This is a genomic window from Cognatundibacterium oligocarboniphilum (assembly GCF_013377855.1).
GTDB classification, from domain to species: domain Bacteria; phylum Pseudomonadota; class Gammaproteobacteria; order Burkholderiales; family Burkholderiaceae_D; genus Undibacterium; species Undibacterium oligocarboniphilum.
The window spans coordinates 141,900-164,686 of the sequence record NZ_JABXYJ010000002.1 but is presented as its reverse complement, the minus strand read 5'-3'; the positions used below and the strand labels follow the sequence as shown (position 1 = coordinate 164,686).

Genomic DNA, 22,787 nt, shown 5'->3' with positions numbered 1-22,787 from the left:
CATTATCCAAAAATGGTGCATATCCTGATTTTGAAATCATGCAATGAATCAATGCCTTACCGGTTTGCACTATATTGGAATAGTTTTTGCTTGATTGGTGCATTGTCGATGTGATTTGCACTTTTATTGGGAGAAAATAGTCATGAGTGTTCAAAACAGTGGCGCGGATGCATTGTTCATCTTGCTGGGCGCCATCATGATTCTGGCAATGCATGCCGGATTTGCTTTTCTGGAGCTCGGTACAGTCCGCAAAAAAAATCAAGTGAATGCGCTGGTCAAGATTTTAGTCGATTTTGCTGTTTCTACGATTGCTTACTTTTTTGTCGGCTACTGGGTGGCGTATGGCGTCCAGTTTTATTCCGGTGCCGAAGTGCTGGCTGCCAGAAATGGTTTTGAGCTGGTTAAATTCTTTTTTCTGCTGACTTTTGCGGCGGCGATTCCTGCAATTATTTCCGGCGGTATTGCGGAGCGTGCAAAGTTTTACCCCCAGATGATCGCGACAGCTTTGCTGGTTGGACTGGTGTACCCCTTGTTTGAGGGGATGGCCTGGAATCAGCATTTCGGTATGCAGGCTTGGTTGAAATCGGCATTTTCTGAAGAATTCCATGATTTTGCCGGTTCGGTGGTGGTGCATGCTTTTGGGGGATGGGTGGCGCTGCCGGCAGTATTGTTGCTGGGCGCGCGCCGCGGCCGATATATGAAAAATGGTGCTATTGCTGCACATCCTCCTTCCAGTATTCCTTTTCTGGCATTGGGCGCGTGGGTGCTGACGGTTGGTTGGTTTGGCTTTAACGTCATGAGTGCGCAGACGCTGGATAAGATGAATGGACTGGTGGCAATGAATTCATTGATGGCGATGGTGGGCGGCACTCTGGTGGCGCTGGTGATGGGAAAAAATGACCCCGGATTTGTCTATAACGGCCCCTTGGCAGGACTGGTGGCTGCGTGTGCCGGGTCGGACCTGATGCATCCACTTGGTGCGCTGGTGACGGGTGGTGTGGCAGGCGCTATTTTTGTTCAGATGTTCACCTGGACGCAAAATAAATGGAAGGTGGACGATGTACTGGGCGTCTGGCCTTTGCACGGTTTATGCGGCGCGTGGGGGGGGATTGCAGCTGGAATTTTTGGACTGCGTTCCCTGGGCGGTGTTGGTGGCGTCAGTTTTGCCTCGCAACTCATTGGCACTTTAATTGGTGTCGCGATTGCGGTGATTGGCGGTGTGGTGATTTATGGCTTGCTGAAAAAGCTGGTGGGAATCCGTCTTGATCCTGAGCAGGAATTTGAGGGAGCCGATTTATCGATTCATAAAATTTCCTCTACGGCGGAGCGTGAAACGAGCTGGTAAGGTAGTACCCATGCCGCCTTCAGCATCGGGATGGAGGTTGAAGGAGGGGGGCGGATGGCGGAGGCGATTGCTTTCCTGGCTTCAAAATAAAAAACGACCGCGATGTCTGGCGGTCGTTTTTTATTTGTAGTGCATGTTGTTTTCGTCTGCTCTGGCGTGAGCTTTATCCGTGACGCATGGGGTGCATGATGTCGTGGGCGTGCAGGTTGAATTGACCACCATGACGGATTGCGACAATATCTGCGAAAAAGAATTTCAACGTGTGACTAATTGTCGGAAATGCGATTTCATCCCAGGGAATTTCCTGTTCGCTGAACAATTGCACCTCCAGGCTTTCTGTTCCGGCCTGAAAATCCAGATCCAGCAAGGTTGCCCTGTAAAACAGATGTACTTGATGAACGTGAGGAACATTCAGAATGGAGAATAATTCATGCAGGGCAATGTGGGCGCCGGCTTCCTCCTCGGTTTCCCGCCTGGCTGCATCGGAGGTGGTTTCATTGTTTTCCATGAATCCGGCAGGCAGCGTCCAGTATCCGTAGCGCGGTTCAATTGCGCGCCGGCACAGCAGCACTTTGATTTCGCCGTTAGTTTCCCAGACCGGTATCGAGCCCACCACCATTTTCGGGTTGTGGTAATGAATGGTTCCGCATGATGTGCAGACGTGGCGTTCACGCGTATCGCCTTCAGGAATTTTGAGCATCACCGGAGCGGCGCATTCGGGGCAGAATTTCATGGTGGGCAGGGCGGTAATCAGTTGGTTATCGTATCAGTCGATAAGTGTAACATCAGCGGCTGGTGGCGTTTCTCTTCCCATGAAAACAGAAAGAATTTGCGCATGGCAGCAAAACAGTGTATAGTCTCATTCTTCAGACGCGGGGTGGAGCAGTCTGGCAGCTCGTCGGGCTCATAACCCGAAGGTCGTAGGTTCAAATCCTGCCCCCGCAACCAAGATTTTTAAAAAAGCCACGTTATTACGTGGCTTTTTTATTAGTCCGGAAATTTTTTTTGATTGTCACTGATATTCTGGAATACAATCCGGTATCTACTGATTTGACAGGCAAGGCCAGTAATCTGCGCCTACAGTCGCCTTGTTCCGCCTTCCGGGCGGATGTTGTCGCCAGAACGTGGCGGGCAACAGAATGATATGCATAACGGCGTGGGCTGAAATGCCGGACATACCCGGTTCTTCCCTCTGTGACATCAATTAAACCCGTGTAACTACTATTGCATGAATACTGCTGAGGCAAAACGAGTCCTCGAAACAGCCTTGTTGTGCGCACCTGAGCCGCTGTCGGTACACACCATTAAGAGACTGTTCCAGGATGCGGATGATCAAGACGCGCTGGTTGGTGCGGATACTATCAAAGTCATGCTGGAAGAGCTTCGTCAGGATTGGTCTGGCAAGGGAATTGAGCTGGTTGGGTTATCAACCGGATGGCGTTTTCAGAGCCGGCCGGAAATGCGCGCTTATATTGATCGACTGAATCCGGAAAAACCTCCCAGATATTCCCGGGCGACTCTGGAGACGCTCGCTATCATCGCATATCGTCAGCCGGTGACCCGCGGTGATATTGAAGAGATCCGTGGTGTGACTGTGGCTTCCCAGATGATTAAAACCCTTGAAGACCGGGGATGGATAGAGACGATCGGTCACAGGGATGTCCCCGGCAGGCCTGCGCTGTTTGCAACGACGCGCCAGTTTTTGAGTGATCTGGGTCTGGCGTCTCTTGATCAGCTGCCACCCTTGCAGCAATTGACGAAGGGTGATGCGGATGAGCGCGGACCGGAGCTGGCTGGATTGAATGAAGTTGCTGAAATGGCAGGTGTCATTCCGGTGCATGTCTCTGCAGAGAGTGAGGCTGAGCATCAAGGTTTGATTGCCGGTGTATCGCAAGAAATAGTAGTGGAACAAACAAGTCATCTGGCTGCGGAAATCTCTGCGTCAGAGAGTGATCCGGATGCTGAATCTGATCGGCAGCCTTAATAGAATAGAAGAATGAATCCAATGAATCCTGATGATGTAAGTGCAGAGCAAAAAGCAGTGGTTGTCGATAATGAAGGCGCTAAGCCAGTAAAGCGTGGTGTGCGCGGTCCGCGTAATATGCGCCGCTCCAGAAGGCCGGAGACGGTGAATGGTGCGGAACCGGGGGCAGCTTCGTCGGGTAATTCTGCTGCAGCACCGGCTGGTGAGGCGGCTGTCGGGCGTCAGGCGAAAGCACCGCGTCCGCGTCAGCAAAAACCGCAGCGCGATGCTGCTCAGAGTGTGGTGTCTCCAGATGGAAAGGATAGGGGCGGACGAGATCTGTATATCAAGCGCAGCAATGGAAGTAAGCGCCCTCAGCAGAACAAAGGCGGGCGTCGGGAGAGTCAGGTTGTTGATGATGTCTTTTCTTTTGTCACCTCGGATGCTTTCGATGCCCCGGAGGATGCAAAATTTCAAGGTAAGGGACGTCCGAACAAGGCTGTGCGTCGTGATCTGACGGCGGACGACGATGCACCTAAGCTGCATAAGGTGCTGGCTGAAGCCGGGCTGGGTTCCCGGCGTGATATGGAAGAGCTGATCGTTGCCGGACGGGTGTCTGTTAATGGTGAGCCGGCTCATATCGGTCAGCGTATTTTGCCGACCGACCAGGTTCGTATTAACGGTAAGCCAATTCAGCGCAAGATCAGCAAGAAGCCACCTCGGGTTTTGATTTATCATAAACCGGCGGGGGAGATTGTCAGTACCAATGATCCGGAGGGGCGTACTTCAGTGTTTGACAGTTTACCCAACATGAAAGTTGGTAAGTGGCTTGCGGTCGGTCGCTTGGATTACAACACAGAAGGCTTGCTGTTATTTACAACATCTGGCGATCTGGCAAACCGTCTCATGCATCCGCGCTATGGAATTGAGCGCGAGTATGCGGTACGAACGCTGGGTGAGTTGGAAGAAGGAATGCGGCAGCGTTTGCTGGCTGGCGTTGAGCTGGAAGACGGTCTGGCGCAATTCTCCAAAATATCGGATGGTGGTGGTGAGGGCGTGAATAAGTGGTATCGCGTGACAATTGGTGAGGGACGTAATCGCGAAGTCCGCCGTATGTTTGAGGCAGTCGGATTGACGGTGTCGCGTCTGATTCGTACTCGTTATGGCGCGCTCACCTTGCCTGCCAGTTTACGACGTGGTCGCTGGGATGAGCTCGATGAAGATGCTGTCCGTAGTCTGATGAAGTTGAGTGGGCTTGAAAAAGCGGCTGTCGATAAGGTTGGGAAGACAGCTGCGAACAAATCGGCGCAGGGACGTGCACCAATGCCTGCCAGTCCGTTTACGCAAAAACAGGTTTCTTTTCCTATGGCCGGTGGTCGTGCCGAGTTTGGTGCTGGACGGGCTGCGGTCAATGGAAATAAATCTGCAGGGTATGGTCAGGGGCAGGGCGGTAATGGTAAAAAGCGCAGCCGCCAGCCGGATCCTTTGCAAACGGCGCTCGGTTTCCCTGATGCTACGCAGCAGCGTCGGGGGCCTACCTTGCGTGGCAGCGGGCAAGCTATTGGTCAGGGAATCGCGGCGCGCCGCCGTACTCGTGGCGGATAGTATTTAATCTGGGGGTTTCCTTTGTTGCGCTTTATATGAAAAATGAAACTCGGATGAGGTAGCTTGATTAAATGACTTGATCGTATTTGCGATCAAGTCATTTTTTTTATTCTTGTAATAAAAAGAGTGTATTGTTTCCCAAGTTTTCGTTTGTGTAATGTTTGACGGGAATTTTTTACATTTTATATAAATTTTTTGCTTGATCAGAATGCATAAAAGTATTGTTTTGCATGAGGCGGGTATTGATGCTGGTTCATAAATGCCATGCTAAAATAAGTTAAAATAAATATAACTAAAGATCGTAAGCCTGAGGCTACTTTTCATTGTGTTATTTGCAGTTAAGTTGATGGGCGGATTAAATGATTGGGTATTTTTGACTCATGAGTTTGATATGCAACTATTTTTCATTTATGTCATTACTAAAAAAACAGATTGCTGCATTAAGCATATTTTGTTGTGCCCTGCAATTCGCCTATGCGGATGGTTTTTTGGATCCGCATTCACCCAAAATTGAGGATACGCCGGTTGAGCTCCGCTTTGGTTTTGAGAGACTTCAATTACCTCATGATGAAATGATGGGCATGGTTGGGGGAGGTTATCTGCTGCAGGCTATGCCTGGTCTTTATATTGGACCCGCCGCATATGGCGCAATAACCGGGCAGCGTGGCGGTTTTTTTACTGGAGGCGGTGAGGTGGCGATACGCAAGCCACTCTATGAGCGTTTGGATATTGAGGGTGGAATATATGTCGGCGGTGGCGGCGGTGGCTCTGCTTCTGTCGGCGGTGGTTTAATGTTGCGCCCACATCTTGATCTATTGTGGAGATTTAATCAATTTAGTGTCGGTATTTCTGCATCCCAAGTCCGTTTCCCTAATGGTCATATTGATAGTAAACAATTTGGCGTTAGTTTGGCGATGGATGGCGATTTCATGTATTCATCTCCCTTGGCGCAGGGAAGTGCTGTCATTACGAATGTTCGTGGTGGGCTTGGATTTGACCGCATTGCAGGAGTCATCGGAAATTATCATCCAGGATATGACGTTAAAGATTTAAATGGAAATCTTTATTCAGGTTCACTAGGCTATGCAGGATTCCGTGTAGACCAATTCGTTTCTGACTCTTTGTATTGGGGAATCGAGAGCGGCGCAGCTGTTAAAGGTGGCGCAGACGGCTACGCTGAAGTGCTTGGTTTGCTTGGCGTTGAATATCCTGCCATACAAAAAACTATCAAAGTTGGAGGGCGTGTTGCGTTCGGTATGGGGGGCGGTGGTCGCATTCCGGTAGGTGGCGGTGCCTTGGCTAAAGCGGGTTTGTATGCACGAACACAAATAACGCAGAATATTTTTGTGGCGCTCGAAGGGGGTGTTGTACGTGCCATGAATGGTGATTTCAAATCAAATTATGCGAATATGCAGCTGGGACTTGATTTGGATACACGTTCGGGGCAGGAAACGTCGCGTACGATACGAAAAATGGAATGGGCAGCCTCCGGTCAACAGTATCGGCATGCGATACGTTATGGTGGAAGTAAAAATAATCTGGAGTTAATGGGTTTTAAAATTGACCATTATCTTTCTCCAAATACCTACTTATCGGCTCAGGCGCATAGCGCTTTTGCCGGGAATGCAGGTGGATTTTCCGTTGGTCTGATTGGTCTCGGTGGGCGTACCAATCTATCTCCAGCCGGATTGTTTGCTGGCGCAGAGATGTTGATTGGCGCAGCTGGCGGCGGCGGTGTGGATGCCAAGGGCGGCGCTACTGCACAGGCAATGGTATATGGCGGTATCGATCTATATGGGAAATCACGCCTGAAGTTGGGAGTCGGACGTGTGCGTTCTGCTAAAGGTGCTTTGAACTCGAATGCAGTTGATGTGACTTTGAGTTTTCCTTTTGGTGTACCTGGCAAATAAAAAATGAATAGTATTATTAAAACAAAAAATGTAAAAAGTGATGGCGAAAATGCAGCAGTTCCAAAACATATCGCCATCATCATGGACGGTAATGGCCGTTGGGCAACCAAGCGATTTTTACCGAGATTTGCCGGACACGCAAAAGGCGTAAAAACAGTCAATAAAGTTGTTGAGGCCTGCGTTAACCGCGGTATCGAATATCTGACCTTATTTGCTTTCAGCTCTGAAAACTGGCGGCGGCCACAAGAAGAGGTCTCATTACTAATGCAGCTCTTCAGAAAAGTTCTGGTCGGCGAAATCAGGAAGATGGGTGAAAATAATATCCGGCTGAAAGTAATTGGCGACCTGAGCAAGTTTGATCAGGATTTGCAGGAACTGGTCAGAGTCGCAGAATCGGAAACTGCCGCGAATACCGGTCTGACCCTGACAATTTGTGCAAACTACGGCGGACATTGGGATATTGTAAATGCCTGCAATAAGCTGATCGCGAAAGGGATAGGGCAAGGCGAGATCACCGAAGACATGTTGTCGGCGCATTTGTCGATGGCCTACGCACCCGAGCCGGACATGTTAATCCGTACCGGCGGCGAAGCCAGGATATCCAATTTCCTGTTGTGGCAACTAGCGTACTCGGAATTCTATTTCACAGATACATTCTGGCCTGATTTCGACGTCCAAGCGCTGGACGACGCAATCACATCTTTCCAGAAAAGAGAGCGCCGTTTCGGTAAAACCAGCGAGCAAGTGCAGGTGCAATAGGCATGTTATGTAGCCAAGTTCTTCTTTGTTCAACTTGAAAAATCCAATAGTTGCTCATCTGGAAAACGTCAAAGTTTAGTTTAGAATTTATTGACGTATCTCGTGTACCTTAAAGATAGTTACGGAAAATTATTTTGACATGATTAAGATAGAAAATTCGAATAATTTTTCTCAGGCTTTCAGGGAACTGGCTTGGGAAATTTTTTTTACTACAAAGGGGCGAGGTATTTCGTTGCGACGCCACTTTCCATGCCTTTATGTATCGTCATCACGAGCGCAGTCTTTCGAAGCTAGAGAGTTTGGACAAGTGATTGGGGGCTTGGTGTTAAAAACAGAAGAATATTTTCTTGAAGAAAAGCAATATAAAGTTGGGTTAATAGGATTGGTATGTGTGCATCCTAATTTTCGAGGGCTTGGTGTAGGAAGGCAGTTATTAACTCAGGTAATTGAGTATGCGAAATTTAATTCCTTTGACTACCTCACGTTATGGACTAATCAACATGATATTTATTCTGGGTTAGGCTTTGAAGTTTCTGATAGATGGAATTATGGCTGGATTGAGCAACCTGAGATTGATATTTGTAAAGCCTCAATTCGTATGGATGACTTTCCTGGTGTCGAAGATAAGATTAAGCCTTTACCTCCTTTTGCTACTTCTAGATATGAGATTAATAATGAAAATGCAGCTATCGTCTACCTGTGCGATTTTGATGGAGTGATTGTTGCGGATTATTCAGGGGAACCAAGCCTTGTCGCCAAAATACTCTTTGATCAATTTCCAAAAAAGTGGCGACTAAATTTTATAGAGAACGATCCATTAGTTGACGCATTACGTAATTTAGGATTGAAGTTAAACGCAAGTCCGACAAATTTACAAATGTGGTTAGCATTGAGCGAGCGTGATCCACTTTTAGTTGTACCTAATTCAATGTTAATTTCAGTACTAGATAGAATTTGATAATATGATACCAATAGTTAAAGTTTCCTTTCCACCTAAAGAAGTATTGATGCCAGTGTTAGAGGCCGTGTTATATAGCGGTCAAGTAGCGGAAGGACAATATGTTTACGATTTTGAAGAGAAATTTGCTAAGCATTTCAATATGCCAAACGTATTGGGTATGAGCAGTGGAACAGCTGCTTTACATGCAGCTCTTGTCTTGGCGGGTGTTGGTGCTGGAGACGAAGTTATAAGCACGCCAATGACTGCCGAACCTACAAATACTTCAATCTTGTATTGTGGCGCAAAAGTTGTGTGGGCAGATGTTGATCCGTTATCCGGAAATATTGATCCAGAATCGGTTCGAGTAAACATTACTTCCAAAACAAAGGCAATTGTGGCTGTTCATTATGCGGGCTACCCAGTTCGCTTGGCAGAGTTGCGAGCTATTGCAGATGAATATGGAATAGCTTTGATTGAAGATTGTGCTCATGCTTTAGGCGCAACATATGCTGGCAAAGGTATTGGTGCCATTGGTGATTTTGGTTTGTTTTCATTCCAGGCCATTAAGCATATGACGACAATCGACGGCGGGGTATTGTCTATTGCAGATGAGAAGCATATTACTGCGGCAAAAAAATTCCGTTGGTTTGGCATGTTAAAAGGTGTCCCACGCACGGAAGTCGATATCCAATCCATCGGCTATAAATACAACATGAGTAACGTTACTGGCGCTATTGGTCTTGTTCAATTGGATCATATCAATTCTATATTGGATAAGCATAAGTCTAATGGCCATTATTACGATCAGCAATTCAGCTCGATTGCCGGAATAGACTTTGCTCGTTGTGATCCACAAGCTGGGCCAAGTTATTGGTTGTATACATTGCTTAGCGACCATTCAACTGACATAGAAAAAGCCCTGAATGAAGCTGGCGTTGCAGCGTCCAAATTGCATAAGCCTAATAATTTACACACAATATTTAGCGATTCAAAAAAACCATTACCTGGCTTGGATGCATTCTATAAGCGACTATTGCACATTCCTTGTGGCTGGTGGGTAAGCGACGAAGAACGCGAAAGAATTGTTGATATTATTAAGCGTGGTTAGGCCTTAGTCATGAGTTCATCAATTTTCTTATTTAGTACGTACCGCGATGCAAATATGGAGGCATTAGCGTCAGACGTTTTACGTTCAGGGCAGATCGCGTCTGGTTCTTTCGTTAAGCAATTTACAGACGGATTTGGTAAGTTGATACGGAATCCTAATGTAGTTACCGTGAATGATATGTCAAGTGCAATTCAGATCGCATTGCATTTATCCGGCGTTACAAAGGATGATGAAGTATTAACGACAGCTTTCGCTTGCATGTCAACGAATGCTCCAATAGCAATAGCCGGCGGTAAGCCGATTTGGGTTGATGTTGATCCGGAAACCGGGTTGATGGATCCCGACTCTTTGCGGAAAGCAATTACTTCAAGATCTAAGGCTGTTATTGTTTATCATGTCGCAGGCTATCCCGCGAAGATCAAAGAAATTGCAGAAATTTGCCGTGAGTTTGGATTAAAGCTAATTGAGGATTGTGACAATGCTTTATTGGCCAGCGTTGGTGGCGAGCTAGTCGGTAGTTTTGGAAATTTTGCGATTTATTCGTTTTATCCCAATCGACAAATAAATGCTATTGAAGGCGGTGCATTAGTTTGTCGTGATGAGAAAGATGTTGAAAGAGCCGTTAGATTAAGACGATTTGGAATCGACTTAAATAGATTTCGTGATAGAGATGGTGAAATCGACCCAGACTGCGATATTCCGGAAATTGGTTGGTCCGCAATGCTCAATAATTTGAATTCGGCAATGGGACACGCCCAAATATCAACGGTTGGCGAAAGAATTTCGAAAACAAGAGCAAATGTATTGCTCTTAACTGAGAAATTAAAAAATATAGATGAATTAAAAATTGTCACCCCAAATGCTGACTGTATCCCCGCTTACTGGGTCATGCTGCTTCGTCTGAAAAATCGAGACAAAGTGTTAAGAGAATTGAAAGCAAAAGGCATACACGTTTCAAAACTCCACCACAGAACAGACCTTTATTCAGGCTTCAGGACTGAAAGCGCTGATTTGCCATCGACAAAACAATTTACTGACGAAATATTGGCAGTGCCATGCGGTTGGTGGTTAGCCGACGATGATATTGAGATGATTGTAGTTCAATTGAGGAACTCAATCATATGATCAGTTTGATTGAGAAGAGTTGGGGGGCAGTATTTAATATGGCAATGCTCTATGTTGGCAAGGCTTCAGGTATTTTGGTAGCAGTCTTTTTTTTGCCGATGTATAGCAGGTTACTCGGCGCTCAGCAATTCGGTACGGTTGCAGTTATTTTATCGCTTCAATCATTGCTTGTCATGATGGATTTGGGAATGTCCAGTTTGATTAGCAGAGATTTTGCAGTCGCAGACACAAAGTCACGTGAGTTGACTTCGTTGATATGTACTGCAGAAAAAAGTTTAATAATTTTTTATGTTATTTTATTTTTGTTTGCTACCGGTCTCAAATTAATAGGCGGATTGGAGGATGTAGGTGGCACAGTAGTTTTTGGATCAATAATATTATTTTGTTTCATGGTTTTGCAAAATTTGTATTATTCCGCGTTAATTGCAAGTCGCTGCTATTCTATCGCCAGTTGGTTGCAGGTCGGTGGTGTTGCTGCACGTGCTGGTGCTACTGCGTTTGTCTTACTTGAGATTTCTTCAACTTTAACGGCTTTCGTTTTAATTCAGTGTTTATTTGGAGTACTACATTTCTTTGTAACGAGATTTTATTTTTTTAAATTATTTAAATTCACAGGATTAAATTTTAAAAACATTGCTATTTCAGACATAGTCAGTCTTTTGAAGCGAGGCAAATCATTGGCATTATTCTCGGTTGCTGGAGCTGCCGTTACCCAGCTTGATAAACCGATTGTTTCTGGTTTTATGTCAGCATCGGACGTTGCCCCATATTTTTTGGCAACAACCTTATGCATGGGAACTATTTCGGTACTTGCTAGCCCGGTTAGTCAGTTTTTTCAACCTAAGTTACTAAGCGCAATAGCTGAGCAAAATAAATTTAGAACACAAGTAGTGGTTGAACAATTTGTTTTTTCCTTGTTAATTGTCACGATTGTTCCTAGTGCCATTTTGTGGCTTTTTAGAGAACCAACAATTAACTTGTGGATGGGGAGCTCGCAGAAGAATGCAGTAATAGCCCAATATGTTGCAATACTACTACCGGGAATAGCATTTGGCTTGTTAGGTTTTATCCCCTATAGTCTATTGATTTCAGTGAAAGATTTTAAATTTCAAGCGAGGTTATCGATTGGTTTAACTGTTGTAACTTTAATTTTTGCGGGATTATTTGCAAGCATGAAAAGTATTAGTGGTGTGTGTTTTGTATATGCCGCTTATAACGTTGGATCAACTTTACTTTCCTGGTTGCGCGCAATGTATTTGCCAGCTGTCAAGGAATTAGGACAAAAATCTTTTCTCTTGGCAATGTTTGTTTTAAGCGGACTTACTAGTTTTAGTTTTCTTTTTAAGTATACTTTTTTATAAAAATTAATAATTGTATTGTAAGGATTTAAATGTTTAATAACAAAACCTTAATGATTACTGGTGGTACGGGTTCTTTTGGAAATACTGTACTGAACCGTTTTTTGAATACAGACGTTAAAGAAATTATTGTTTTCAGTCGCGATGAAAAAAAACAAGAAGACATGCGTATTGCTCTTAATAGCTCCAAAGTTAAGTTTTATATTGGCGACGTACGCAACTACGAAAGCATCCACCAGGCTATGGCTGGGGTCGACTATGTTTTCCATGCAGCCGCGCTGAAGCAAGTTCCATCTTGCGAGTTTTATCCAATGGAAGCCGTCAGAACTAATGTGCTTGGAACCGAAAATGTACTAAACGCGGCGATCGCCAATAACGTACAGAGAGTCGTATCGCTGAGCACTGACAAGGCTGTTTATCCTATCAATGCGATGGGAATTTCAAAGGCGATGGCCGAAAAAGTTCTGGTAGCTAAATCAAGAACAGTGAAAGGTGGCGGCACCGTATTATGTGCAACAAGGTATGGAAATGTCATGGCATCGAGAGGATCTGTTATTCCCCTTTTTGTAGAGAAAATTAAAGCTGGCTTGCCATTGACTGTGACAGATCCAAAAATGACTCGTTTTTTAATGTCTCTTGAAGAATCTGTTGACCTGGTTCTGCATGCATTTGAACATGGGCAGCAAGGAGATATTTTTGTGCAAAAGGCGCCAGCTTCAACTATTGAAGATTTGGCTCAGGCATTAAAAGAACTCTTCAATAGTGAAGCATTGGTTAAAGTAATTGGTACCCGTCATGGCGAAAAATTATATGAGTCACTTGTATCTCGTGAAGAAATGGCAAAAGCGGAGGATATGGGACGTTATTTCAGAATTCCTGCAGACAACCGAGATCTGAATTACGACAAATTTATTTTGGATGGACAACCAGAAGCAAATAATATTGATGATTACACTTCTCATAACACAACACGTTTAAGTGTGCAGGAGATAAAAATAATACTTAAAACACTCTCCTATATAGTCGAAGAATTGGAGATCTAACATGCCGATTTTGTCGGTCATTATTCCAACTCATAATCGTGCTCGGTATGCAATTCCATCGATTAAGGGCATTTTAGAAGCGTCTGCCGAGATAGAAGTCGTCGTATGTGATTCAAGTGAGATTGATTTAATATCCCCGGAATTTGAGAGTAGTTCTGAACGTAATAGAATCCGTTTTGTTAAGACGAACTCTTCTTTTTCCGTTGTCGATAATTTTAACGCTGCTTTGGAGATAGCAACTGGAGAGTACTTTGTCTTTCTTGGGGATGATGATTTCGTCAGCTCAAAAATTGTGGACGTTGCGTTATGGGCAAAATCAAATTGTATCGATGCAGTTAAATTCACTTTTCCTGTTTTGTATTATTGGAACGATTTTTCAAGCAACACAAGGTGGTGTGCAGATGGGAGCACTTTATCTATTTCAAATTATGCAGGTGTTGCCAATAAATATAATCCAATAGATGCGCTGGAAAATGCTATGGAAAATTTGGGGAGTGGTGTATTAGATATGCCTCGAGCCTACGCTGGGATGATCTCCCGTTCACTCGCAGATAGCATACGTAGAAAATATGGAAATTTATTTGGTGGAGTTAGTCCTGATATATATAGTGCGGCGTTGATTTCTGTTGAAGCGAAGAAGTGTGCTCGATTAGATTATCCAATTGTTATACCGGGAGCTTCTGGAGCGAGTACATCCGGTTTGAGTGCAAAAGGTAAGCACGTGGGTGGACTGCGTGATAACCCCCATATTGGTGCGTTTAAAAATTTGATTTGGGATCTTCGAATACCTGAATTTTACAGTGTTTATACCGTTTGGTCCTATTCATTGTTGAAGGCTGTTGAGTTGATGCCATCGTACTCGGAAAAATTAAATTTCTCTAGGCTATATATCAAATGCTTTCTGTATGAGCGAAGCTACACGAAATTTACATTGCAGTCATTTTCAAACTATAGAAAGCGTATTGGGTTGTGGTTCTGTTTGAAGCGTATGCTTGGTGCTTTGGCCTCAGAAGCAAAAGCTGTTTTCTTTAAATTATTAAGTCGCTCTAAATTTATAAGGAACGAAGAAAGTACAATTGTAATTTCTGATCTGCCGAATGCTTTTATCGCCCATCAAGCTTTGGAAAAGTATTTAAGAAGTGAACCCAAAAATCTTAAATTAGATCCAATATGAATATTGGTTGCGGCTATTGTTTGAAATCGAGATCTATTTTCAAATCAACTCAAGTCGATATAAACATACCCATTGCTTGAGTTTAATTAACACCTATATTAATGAAAATTGACCATGATCAATTTGGGATATCTGTCGTAATACCGACGTTTAATCGTAAAGAGCCGTTGATGCGTGCGGTTGAGTCAGTTAAAACAAATCGCCCAAATTGTGTAGAAATTATTGTTGTAGATGATGGTTCGGACACTTACCCGAAAGCATTTTTGCCAGAAATGAATGTTTCAGGAGTTCCTGTACGCGTTTATGGCTATAAAAAAAATGGTGGAGCTCAAAAGGCAAGAAATTTAGGTATTAGGCGTTCAAAATACCGATATATTGCTTTTTTAGATTCCGACGACGCTTTTTTTGAAAAAAAAATCGATATAGTGTTAGACAGTCTTTCTGAAAATCCAGTGGATATATTATTTCATTCTGTTAAAGGAATGGAGAAATATGCTCAATTGGTTGAGATTTGGTTGAAATTTTTTAGCTGGGTCATACCGTTACATTGGCTAATAACGGTATTCAACCCAGTGGTAACGCCTTCACTCGTTCTTAGACGTAAGCAAAAGCTGGGCCTGTCTCTCAGATTCTGCGAAGATTGGTCATATTTACTTCACTATATTGAACCAAATATGACCATGAAATATTTGCCCGAAAACCTAAGCGAAGTTTTTCGCGCAGTTGGTTCGAAGGGGGGGATTTCGTCGGCGATCTGGAACATGCGAAAGGGAGAGTTTTACGCTCGTTCTGTTTTGTTGAAAAAAAATACTTTCTCTAATGTTATTCGCTATCTTTTTGGAAGTATTTTTGGGGGAGCAAGAATATTGAACGATCTAATTCGTTTACGTTACTTGAAATAGAAATCAAATCTCTTTTTATTTTTTACGAGATCCCTCTTGCCGTAACTTTAAACTTAATTGAGTTGTTATTAGTAAATGAAAAATACAAAAAAAAAAATAGCTTTTATCGGAACAGTCGGCATACCAAACAGATATGGGGGCTTTGAGTCGTTTCTCGAACATTGCGCACCAATAATCGCTAAGTCTGTTGATGAAGTGATAGTTACGTGTGATGCGTCTGCATACGAAAACCAGGCTGAAATTTATAATGGCGTTAGTCGAATGTTTATTCCTTTGAAGGCAAATGGAATCTCTTCAATTTTTCATGATCTTTATGCCTTCATTAAAGTATTGCCACTTGTAAGTCACATTGTTGTTCTGGGAGTTTCGGGGGGCATTTGGTTTCCATTATTTAGATTGCTTTGTTGGATTATGAAAGTTCATCTTAGCGTGAATGTTGATGGAGTGGAGTGGAGGCGTTCAAAGTTTTCATGGGTAAAGAGAAAAATTTTGAAACTATTCGATTTCTTAGCGCAAAAATGTTCAAATAAAATCGTGTATGACAATGAAGCACTTCTACCTTTTGTATTGAATAGTTGTAAAAGTAAAGCCATATTAATCTCCTACTCAGGTGATCACGTACTTCGTTTGATGCCAAAGCCTTCTGTCATAACAAAGAGTGCCCTCACGATTTGCAGAGTTGAGCCTGAAAATCAAGTAGAAATGTTAATTGAGGGAATGCTAGCTTCCCATCTAACGAGCTATACCTTTGTAGGCAATTGGAATAATTCGTTATACGGGCGTTTGATGAAAGAGAGATATAAAAATGAAAAAAGGATAGTTTTTTCGGATCCGATTTATGATGCTGGAAAACTAGCGGAATTAAGAGAAACACACGAGTTCTATCTTCATGGTCATAGTGTCGGAGGTACAAACCCGTCACTTGTAGAAATGTTATTTTACGATAATAAAATTCTTTGTTTTGACTGCACTTTCAATCGAGCGACTGCCGGTTCTGCCGCTAGTTATTTTCAGAGCAGTAACCAGCTATCTCAGCTTATCAATACAACTATTGGTTTGGAAGTTAAGAGTCGCAATTCGTATATCAAAAATTACACTTCGCAAAGAATCGCGAAAGATTATCTTCAAATGCTTGATTTTATACATTAATGCGAAATTAATTATATTTTATTAATCAATTTGAGTGCTAATACAAAAGTGTCATATACAAAGTCGATTTTGACTTGATTTTTTTATCCAAAGGATCAAAGGCACATAGTTGAATTTTTTGTTCATTCAAAGTGTTGAAAATTCCAGTACTTATTATTTCCTTAAGCCATTTAATAGGTGAAAATGAATTCAAAATTTAAAGTTCTTGAATGGTTACTTTTCTTAATTTTAGCTACTTCATTTGCTTCCCTTCTCGCTTCACGCCCCATTCCTAGTATTGATAATCCTAGTGACACGGGGCGTTACGTTCATTACTTACATCAGTATTGCAATGACTATATCGATGAGCAAAATGAGGATAAGGAACTTTCATTTAAGTTATTTTATTCATTTTCGATAGGCGCTTGTGGTACTCAATTAGATTGGTTGTTTTTATTCCAGGTTGCAATGTTATTGCCACTTTTCTTTCTTCTTTTTTCTAAATGGAGAAATGGCACGTTTCTTTGGGCTTGCGCAATCATGTTTAGTATGTTCGGCTTAGAACTAATGACAAACGCAATGCGTCAGTGTTTTGGTACGTTACTATTTTTTGGTGCTATTGCAAATTTAAGAAAAAATAAATTCTTTGCTTTTGTTTTTGCTGCTTTGGCTGTTGTTGCCCATAATTCTACGTTGACTTACAGCCCTTTGCTACTTTGGTTATTGAATTTCAATTTTCCTAAAAAAGCACTCAAATTAGTTATTTTATTGATATTTTTAATTGGAGGATTTTTTTATGAATTATTTTATAATGAGATGATTGACTTTATAAATGTTGCAATGGATGTAAGTAAATTTTATGGCACTATCTATGTCAATGAGTTATCGTTATCATTTATTCTATACATTACCTTGCCGTTGTATTGGATCTATGTAGTTCGATATTTTCGCGATAAAGAATACATCACTAATGAAGAAAATAAATCTATTATTTTTTCTTCTATTTTACTATTTTTATGCTACTTATTTTTCCCGGCAATTACATACAGATATGCAATTTTTGCAGTTGTACTTCAATTATTCTTAGTTACAAGATCTGAAAGGCAAGGGGTAATTTCTGCATGCTATGTCTTGATTCCTTTATTAGCACATTTATTTTTTATGTTTTTTATGTCTAATAATTATCAGGTTCTTATATATGGGTAAGTTTCTTCTGATGAGGGAGCAGCTAGGGGGCAGTAATCCCCCAGCAATAAGCGGGATCGGAAGTAGAATTTTCACCCATCGAGGAAGAGAGTTCTGCAATGAAACAATCAAGGTTTTCTGACGGCCAAATCATGGCAATCCTGAAGTAACCTGAGAACGGTTTGACCGTTCCGGATGTGTGCCGCGAGCATGTGTATTAATCCCTAATGTTAGTGGCATTTCAATTTATGTCATTTTTCAGTAAAAAATAGCAAGCATACTATGGCGTGAAATTTGTGAAAGTCCAAACTCTATTTTTTGGGACTTGCAGATATTAATGATATTGTGCTTCGCGCAATTATTGGCATGAGTTAAGTTTTGCGGTTTTTTTTTGAAAAAAAATAATAAACTAATACTGACGGAATTTTTAAAAGGTTTTTATGATTAACGTATTGTCCGCCGCCCTATTTGTTTCGTGGCTAGCGTCTTTTGGACTCATTCTTTTTAAACACGTCCATCAACATTTAACGACGGATCATGTTGGTTCTGGCCCCCAAAAAATGCATCATGGCGCGACGCCGCGTATTGGTGGCTTGCCTGTAATTTGTGGTTTGCTAGCTGGTTTGCTCATGCTGTATTTCGGCGAGTCGCATTTAAATACACAGCTGTTCGTGCTGACGCTATTGCCAGTCTGGTTGGCTGGAATGATTGAAGATTTGACAAAAAAAGTTAGCCCTTTGAAGCGGTTGTTGGCTGCTTTTTTTTCCGCCTTGCTAGGCATGTATTTATTAGATGCTAAGCTGGTGCGTCTGGGGATGCCGTTGCTCGATCATCTGGTAACGAATTACATCGTTTTCAATGCGCTGTTGGTGATGTTGGCGGTTGGCGGAATCACGCATGCCACCAATATTATCGACGGCTTTAATGGCTTGTCAGGTGGCGTGGTGGTGTTAATTTTATCTGCTCTGGGCTTTGTGAGTCATCAGGTGAATGACACCTTGTTACTTGGCTTATGTGTTGCAATGATCGGCGCTACTATCGGTTTTTTGTGTTGGAATTATCCTAAAGGAACAATTTTCGCGGGTGATGGTGGAGCCTATTTGTGGGGATTTGTCATTGCTGAAATTTGTATGATGCTTGTGTACAGAAATCCCAGTGTTTCACCATGGTTTCCTTTGTTGCTGGTCATTTATCCAGTTTGGGAAACGGTGTTTTCTATCTACAGGCGCAAGGTGCTGCGTGGGGTGCCGGCTGGCTTACCGGATGCTTTGCATCTGCATTCCTTGATCTATAAGCGAGTGGTGCGATATCGCGTCGGTTCTAAAAAGCCCGAGCATATGATTAAGCGCAACTCGTTAACCGCACCATATTTATGGGGGATGGCTTCGCTGGCAATTATTCCTGGTTTGTTTTTCTGGTCAAATACCTCTATGGTATTGGCGTTGATTGCGATGTTTATTTTGTGCTATTGCACATTTTATGCAATGATTGTGCGTTTTAAAATTAAACGTTGGGTGACTGTGGGTGGCGATTTTGCGTTAGGCTCTGATAGGTCTGAAGCAAAATCGAATGTTTGACTTCAGCCACATAGTCGGGTTGTTATAGAGCGTTTTAACTGTTCGGCTCTTTGAAGCTGGCTATAAATTAAATTAATTAAAGTACTTATCTATGCATCGAATAATGAAGAGTGCGCTTCCCATTTTTGCTATTCTTGCTGCAAATACCGTTTTTGCGCAGCAAACTAATTTTCAAAATATTCAAGACTCAATGGCGGTTGGTGATAGCTCATTGAGTTCAACAGGAGTCAGCAAAGCTCCGCGCATTACTAATCAATCGCTTAATCAGAATAGTACTGCCGATAATGCCGCATTCAACTCCCGATCAGCCGCAGAAGACGCTCATTATTTTGTGAAAAATAAAAAGCAGGAAAGAAGCGAATTTCAGAATTTCGTCGAGTATGCAACTGGTAAGCAGTTACCCTTATTTGGCGAGGAGTTCTTTTCTCGTCCGCCATCTAGTTTTGCCCCGTTGCAAGATACGCCGATTCCTTCGGATTATGTGCTGGGTGCCGGTGATGAGGTGTTGATCCGAGCCTGGGGGAGTGTCGATATTGATTATCGCGCGACCGTGGATCGTAACGGTCTGATTAATATCCCGACGATAGGTGCCGTCCCCATGGTGGGAGTGAAAGCCGGCGAAGCAGATGCAGTCATCAAATCTTCCATTGGTAAGCTCTACCGTGATGTTGCTGTCAGCGTCAGTTTTGGTCGTCTGCGCGCTATTACCGTCTATGTGGTAGGGCAGGCGAGAAAGCCGGGCTCTTATACTGTATCTGGATTTTCAACTTTGGTGACAGCATTGCTGGTCAGCGGCGGACCGAATCTGACTGGTTCCATGCGTAATGTCCAGGTGAAGCGACAAGGGAAAATTGTTGGTAGTCTCGACTTATATTCTTTTATTGCCAAGGGCGACAAGAGTCATGACGTAAAACTGCAGGATGGCGATACGATTTATATTCCAGCGGCGGCAGGTTATGTCGCATTAACCGGTAAAGTAAATGTGCCGGCGATTTATGAGTTGAAATCTGCAAATGAGTCTGTTGCGAGTATTCTTGACCTTGCTGGTGGTGTGCCAGTAGTCGCAGATCCGCGCCGTGCATTTCTGGAGCGGATCGATCCAAACAAATCTCAGCCGCGTACGGTGGAGGAGTTTTCCTTGAATCAGGCTGGCTTGACCAAGACGTTTAAGAATGGTGATTTGCTGACTGTGGCATCGATTACGCCAGATTTTTCGAATGCTGTGACTTTACGTGGTAACGTCAATCAGGCATTGCGGGTGCCATTCAAAGCGGGTATGCGTATCCGTGATCTCATTCCGAATCGTGAAGCTTTAATAACACGGGCGTCGGTGCGACGTCAGAATGGCTCTGTGATTCATGGTGTTAACGGTGATATAGATGATAAAGGATTGATTAAGGAAAATGCAGCTTCAATTTCTGCGAATATCGGTAATCTGATTGATGATGTCAATTGGGAATATGCCGTCATTGAACGTGTTGACCGCGCTACCTTAAGCGTGAGTTTGTTGCCGTTTAATCTTGGTCGGGCAATGGATAATCCCGAAAGCGAAGATAATCTGCGTTTGCAGGCAGGTGATGCCGTGACGGTTTTTTCTCAAAACGATATTCAGGTGCCAGTTGCGAAACGTAAGGTTTTTGCGCGCGTTGAGGGAGAGGTGAATGTTCCCGGTGTGTATCAGATGGGGCCAGGAGAAACGATACAGTCTCTAATCGCGAAAGCGGGCGGCACAACTTCGAATGCTTATTTGTTTGGTACTGAGTTTTATCGTGAGAAGGTCCGCCAGGAGCAGCAGCTCAACCTGGAGAAAGCAGTACGCAGACTGGAATCGCAAAGTCGTACAGAAAATGCTAAAGCCGCAGCCAATCAATCCGGTGCAGTAGATGCACAGGTAATTGCGTTAAAACTGAAGGCGGAACAGGAAGCAAGTGCTCAGGTGCTGGCAAAAATGCGTGAGTTGAAAGCGACGGGTCGTATTTCGTTCGGTTTGGCGGCAAATGATGAGAATTTTGATAAATTGCCTGCACTTAAACTGGAAAATGGCGATCAGTTAGTGATTCCTAGTCGGCCAGATTTTGTTCATGTATTCGGTGCGGTCAATCAGGAAGCCTCGATTATTTGGCGTAAAGGCATGACTGTTGAAAAATATTTGGCTGATGCAGGGCCAACCTCCGAGGCGGACATGGATGGGGTATTTGTCTTGCGCCCTAACGGTACGGTAGCGTCTTCTGCTGGTCGTGGCTGGTTTTCCAGTATCAACTCTGTTGAAATCATGCCTGGAGATAGTATTGTTGTGCCGGATCGTCTGAATAAAGAAACTCCTTATAAAGTATTTACAAATGGCTTGAAAGATTGGGCGCAGATTCTATCGGGATTTGGCTTGGGTGCTGCAGCAATTAAGACTTTGAAATGATGAGTATGGTTACATTGAATCAAGAGCAACATGCTCAAATGGAAGATGATGATGGCATCAGCCTGATGGATATTTTGCTTATGCTGGCTAAGCATAAGAAAAAAATTATCTTATATCCCATCGGATTTGCTGTTGCTGGTTTGCTGGTGAGCCTGATATTACCGAATGCATATAAAGCAAATACGAAAATTTTACCTCCTCAGCAAAGTCAATCGACAGCATCGGCAATGTTGAGTCAGTTAGGTGGATTGGCTGGTGGTGCTGGAGTCGCTCTGGGATTAAAAAGTCCGAATGATTTATATATCGGCATGCTGAAGAGCCGGACGATCACAGATAAATTGATTCAGCGTTTCGACTTGCAAAAACGTTATGGGGCCAAATTTCTGGAGAGTGCAAGAAAACAGTTGGATGGAAATGCCTCGATTGTATCGGGGAAGGATAATATTATCTCCATTGATGTCGAGGATAAGGATCCTAAGATTGCTGCCGCTATTGCAAATGCATACGTTGAGGAATTGATGGCTTTGACCGGAAAATTTGCATTAACTGAGGCTTCTCAGCGCCGGATATTTTTTGAGAAGCAGCTGGAATTGACAAAAGATAAGATGATTTCTGCGGAAATGTCACTGGCAAATACGATGAGTAGTAAGGGAATGTTGAGTGTTGACGCCCAAAGTAAGGCGGTGTTGGAAACCGTAGCGAGATTGCGGGCGGGTATTTCTGCAAAAGAAATTCAATTGAAATCAATGCAGGCATTTGTGACGCAAAATAATAACGAATATAAGCGTGCGAATCAGGAATTGCTGGGTATGCGTCAAGAATTAGCCAAGCTTGAAAATGGCAGTCAGCCTGCCAATGAGTCCGACGCGGTTAAAGTAAAGGATGGTAGTGTCAATAATATGCAAACCTTGCGCGATGTGAAATATTATCAGATGCTATATGAGTTGCTTGTGAAACAGTATGAGGTGGCTCGCCTTGATGAGGCAAAAGATGCGCCCTTAATTCAGGTGCTGGATAAGGCGGTTGAGCCGGAGTATAAGGTTAAACCACAGCGGTCATTGATCACAATTGCGGCTGCATTTTTTGGGTTAATGCTGTCTTTTATAATTGCTTTTGTTTCGGAAGCACTGAATCGCTCAAAAAACTCGGAAGAGCAAGAAAAGTGGCGTTTGCTGAAGTCCTATTTCTGAACTATGCCGGGAAATTGTGTGTGCATTCGTCGTAAAATTTTAAAGACAAGATTTCCCTCAAT

General features: G+C 43.3%; 18 protein-coding genes and 1 tRNA gene. 18 read left to right on the top strand and 1 reads right to left on the bottom strand.

Going from position 1 to position 22,787, the window contains the following annotated elements; genetic code table 11:
• Positions 1–142 precede the first annotated feature (142 nt).
• Positions 143–1,345: an ammonium transporter gene (locus HV832_RS03730; protein WP_176802224.1), complete on the top strand. Its 1,203-nt coding sequence runs from the start codon at positions 143–145 to the stop codon at positions 1,343–1,345.
• A gap of 163 nt (positions 1,346–1,508) precedes the next feature.
• On the opposite strand, the gene HV832_RS03725 is transcribed toward HV832_RS03730, so the two are convergent.
• Positions 1,509–2,078 carry an NUDIX hydrolase gene (locus tag HV832_RS03725; protein ID WP_176802223.1) on the bottom strand — a complete coding sequence of 190 codons (570 nt, stop codon included), beginning with the start codon at positions 2,076–2,078 and terminating at the stop codon, positions 1,509–1,511.
• A 138-nt stretch (positions 2,079–2,216) separates the two neighbouring features.
• Between HV832_RS03725 and HV832_RS03720 the strand changes: the two genes are divergently transcribed.
• The 17 genes from HV832_RS03720 to HV832_RS03640 all read left to right on the top strand — a co-directional run bounded on the left by HV832_RS03720 (position 2,217) and on the right by HV832_RS03640 (position 22,725).
• A tRNA-Met gene (locus tag HV832_RS03720) sits at positions 2,217–2,293 on the top strand.
• A 280-nt stretch (positions 2,294–2,573) separates the two neighbouring features.
• The gene (scpB, locus tag HV832_RS03715) at positions 2,574–3,329 is read left to right on the top strand and encodes an SMC-Scp complex subunit ScpB (protein WP_176802222.1); all 756 of its coding nucleotides are present in this window, start codon (positions 2,574–2,576) and stop codon (positions 3,327–3,329) included.
• 21 nt (positions 3,330–3,350) lie between these two features.
• The gene (gene rluB, locus HV832_RS03710; protein ID WP_223827153.1) at positions 3,351–4,913 is read left to right on the top strand and encodes a 23S rRNA pseudouridine(2605) synthase RluB; all 1,563 of its coding nucleotides are present in this window, start codon (positions 3,351–3,353) and stop codon (positions 4,911–4,913) included.
• A gap of 410 nt (positions 4,914–5,323) precedes the next feature.
• Complete coding sequence (locus HV832_RS03705) at positions 5,324–6,823, top strand: hypothetical protein (protein ID WP_176802220.1); 1,500 nt, start codon at positions 5,324–5,326, stop codon at positions 6,821–6,823.
• Positions 6,824–6,826: 3 nt separating this feature from the next.
• The gene (locus HV832_RS03700) at positions 6,827–7,582 is read left to right on the top strand and encodes an undecaprenyl pyrophosphate synthase (protein WP_176802219.1); all 756 of its coding nucleotides are present in this window, start codon (positions 6,827–6,829) and stop codon (positions 7,580–7,582) included.
• Positions 7,583–7,721: 139 nt separating this feature from the next.
• Positions 7,722–8,540, top strand: a complete 819-nt coding sequence (locus HV832_RS03695; RefSeq protein WP_176802218.1) for a GNAT family N-acetyltransferase — start codon at positions 7,722–7,724, stop codon at positions 8,538–8,540.
• 4 nt (positions 8,541–8,544) lie between these two features.
• A complete protein-coding gene (locus HV832_RS03690) occupies positions 8,545–9,630 on the top strand; it encodes a DegT/DnrJ/EryC1/StrS family aminotransferase (protein ID WP_176802217.1) in 1,086 nt (361 codons plus the stop codon).
• A gap of 9 nt (positions 9,631–9,639) precedes the next feature.
• Entirely contained in the window at positions 9,640–10,755 is a 1,116-nt protein-coding gene (locus HV832_RS03685; RefSeq protein ID WP_176802216.1) for a DegT/DnrJ/EryC1/StrS family aminotransferase, read from the top strand.
• Positions 10,752–12,116, top strand: a complete 1,365-nt coding sequence (locus tag HV832_RS03680) for a lipopolysaccharide biosynthesis protein (protein WP_176802215.1) — start codon at positions 10,752–10,754, stop codon at positions 12,114–12,116. The genes HV832_RS03685 and HV832_RS03680 overlap by 4 nt, the downstream gene beginning before the upstream one ends.
• A gap of 29 nt (positions 12,117–12,145) precedes the next feature.
• Positions 12,146–13,156 (top strand): polysaccharide biosynthesis protein, encoded by a 1,011-nt coding sequence (locus HV832_RS03675; RefSeq protein WP_176802214.1) that lies wholly within the window; start codon positions 12,146–12,148, stop codon positions 13,154–13,156.
• 1 nt (position 13,157) lies between these two features.
• Entirely contained in the window at positions 13,158–14,330 is a 1,173-nt protein-coding gene (locus tag HV832_RS03670; RefSeq protein WP_176802213.1) for a glycosyltransferase family 2 protein, read from the top strand.
• 101 nt (positions 14,331–14,431) lie between these two features.
• Entirely contained in the window at positions 14,432–15,232 is an 801-nt protein-coding gene (locus HV832_RS03665) for a glycosyltransferase family 2 protein (RefSeq protein ID WP_223827131.1), read from the top strand.
• 75 nt (positions 15,233–15,307) lie between these two features.
• Positions 15,308–16,381 carry a DUF1972 domain-containing protein gene (locus tag HV832_RS03660; protein WP_176802211.1) on the top strand — a complete coding sequence of 358 codons (1,074 nt, stop codon included), beginning with the start codon at positions 15,308–15,310 and terminating at the stop codon, positions 16,379–16,381.
• A gap of 183 nt (positions 16,382–16,564) precedes the next feature.
• Positions 16,565–17,566, top strand: a complete 1,002-nt coding sequence (locus tag HV832_RS03655; protein ID WP_176802210.1) for an EpsG family protein — start codon at positions 16,565–16,567, stop codon at positions 17,564–17,566.
• A gap of 419 nt (positions 17,567–17,985) precedes the next feature.
• Positions 17,986–19,122, top strand: coding sequence for an MraY family glycosyltransferase (locus tag HV832_RS03650; RefSeq protein ID WP_176802209.1), 1,137 nt, complete (start codon positions 17,986–17,988; stop codon positions 19,120–19,122).
• A gap of 103 nt (positions 19,123–19,225) precedes the next feature.
• A complete protein-coding gene (locus HV832_RS03645; RefSeq protein ID WP_223827130.1) occupies positions 19,226–21,535 on the top strand; it encodes a polysaccharide biosynthesis/export family protein in 2,310 nt (769 codons plus the stop codon).
• On the top strand, positions 21,532–22,725 hold the full coding sequence (locus HV832_RS03640; protein WP_223827129.1) for a GumC family protein: 1,194 nt from the start codon (positions 21,532–21,534) through the stop codon (positions 22,723–22,725). Before HV832_RS03645 ends, HV832_RS03640 begins: the two co-directional genes overlap by 4 nt.
• Positions 22,726–22,787: the final 62 nt, after the last annotated feature.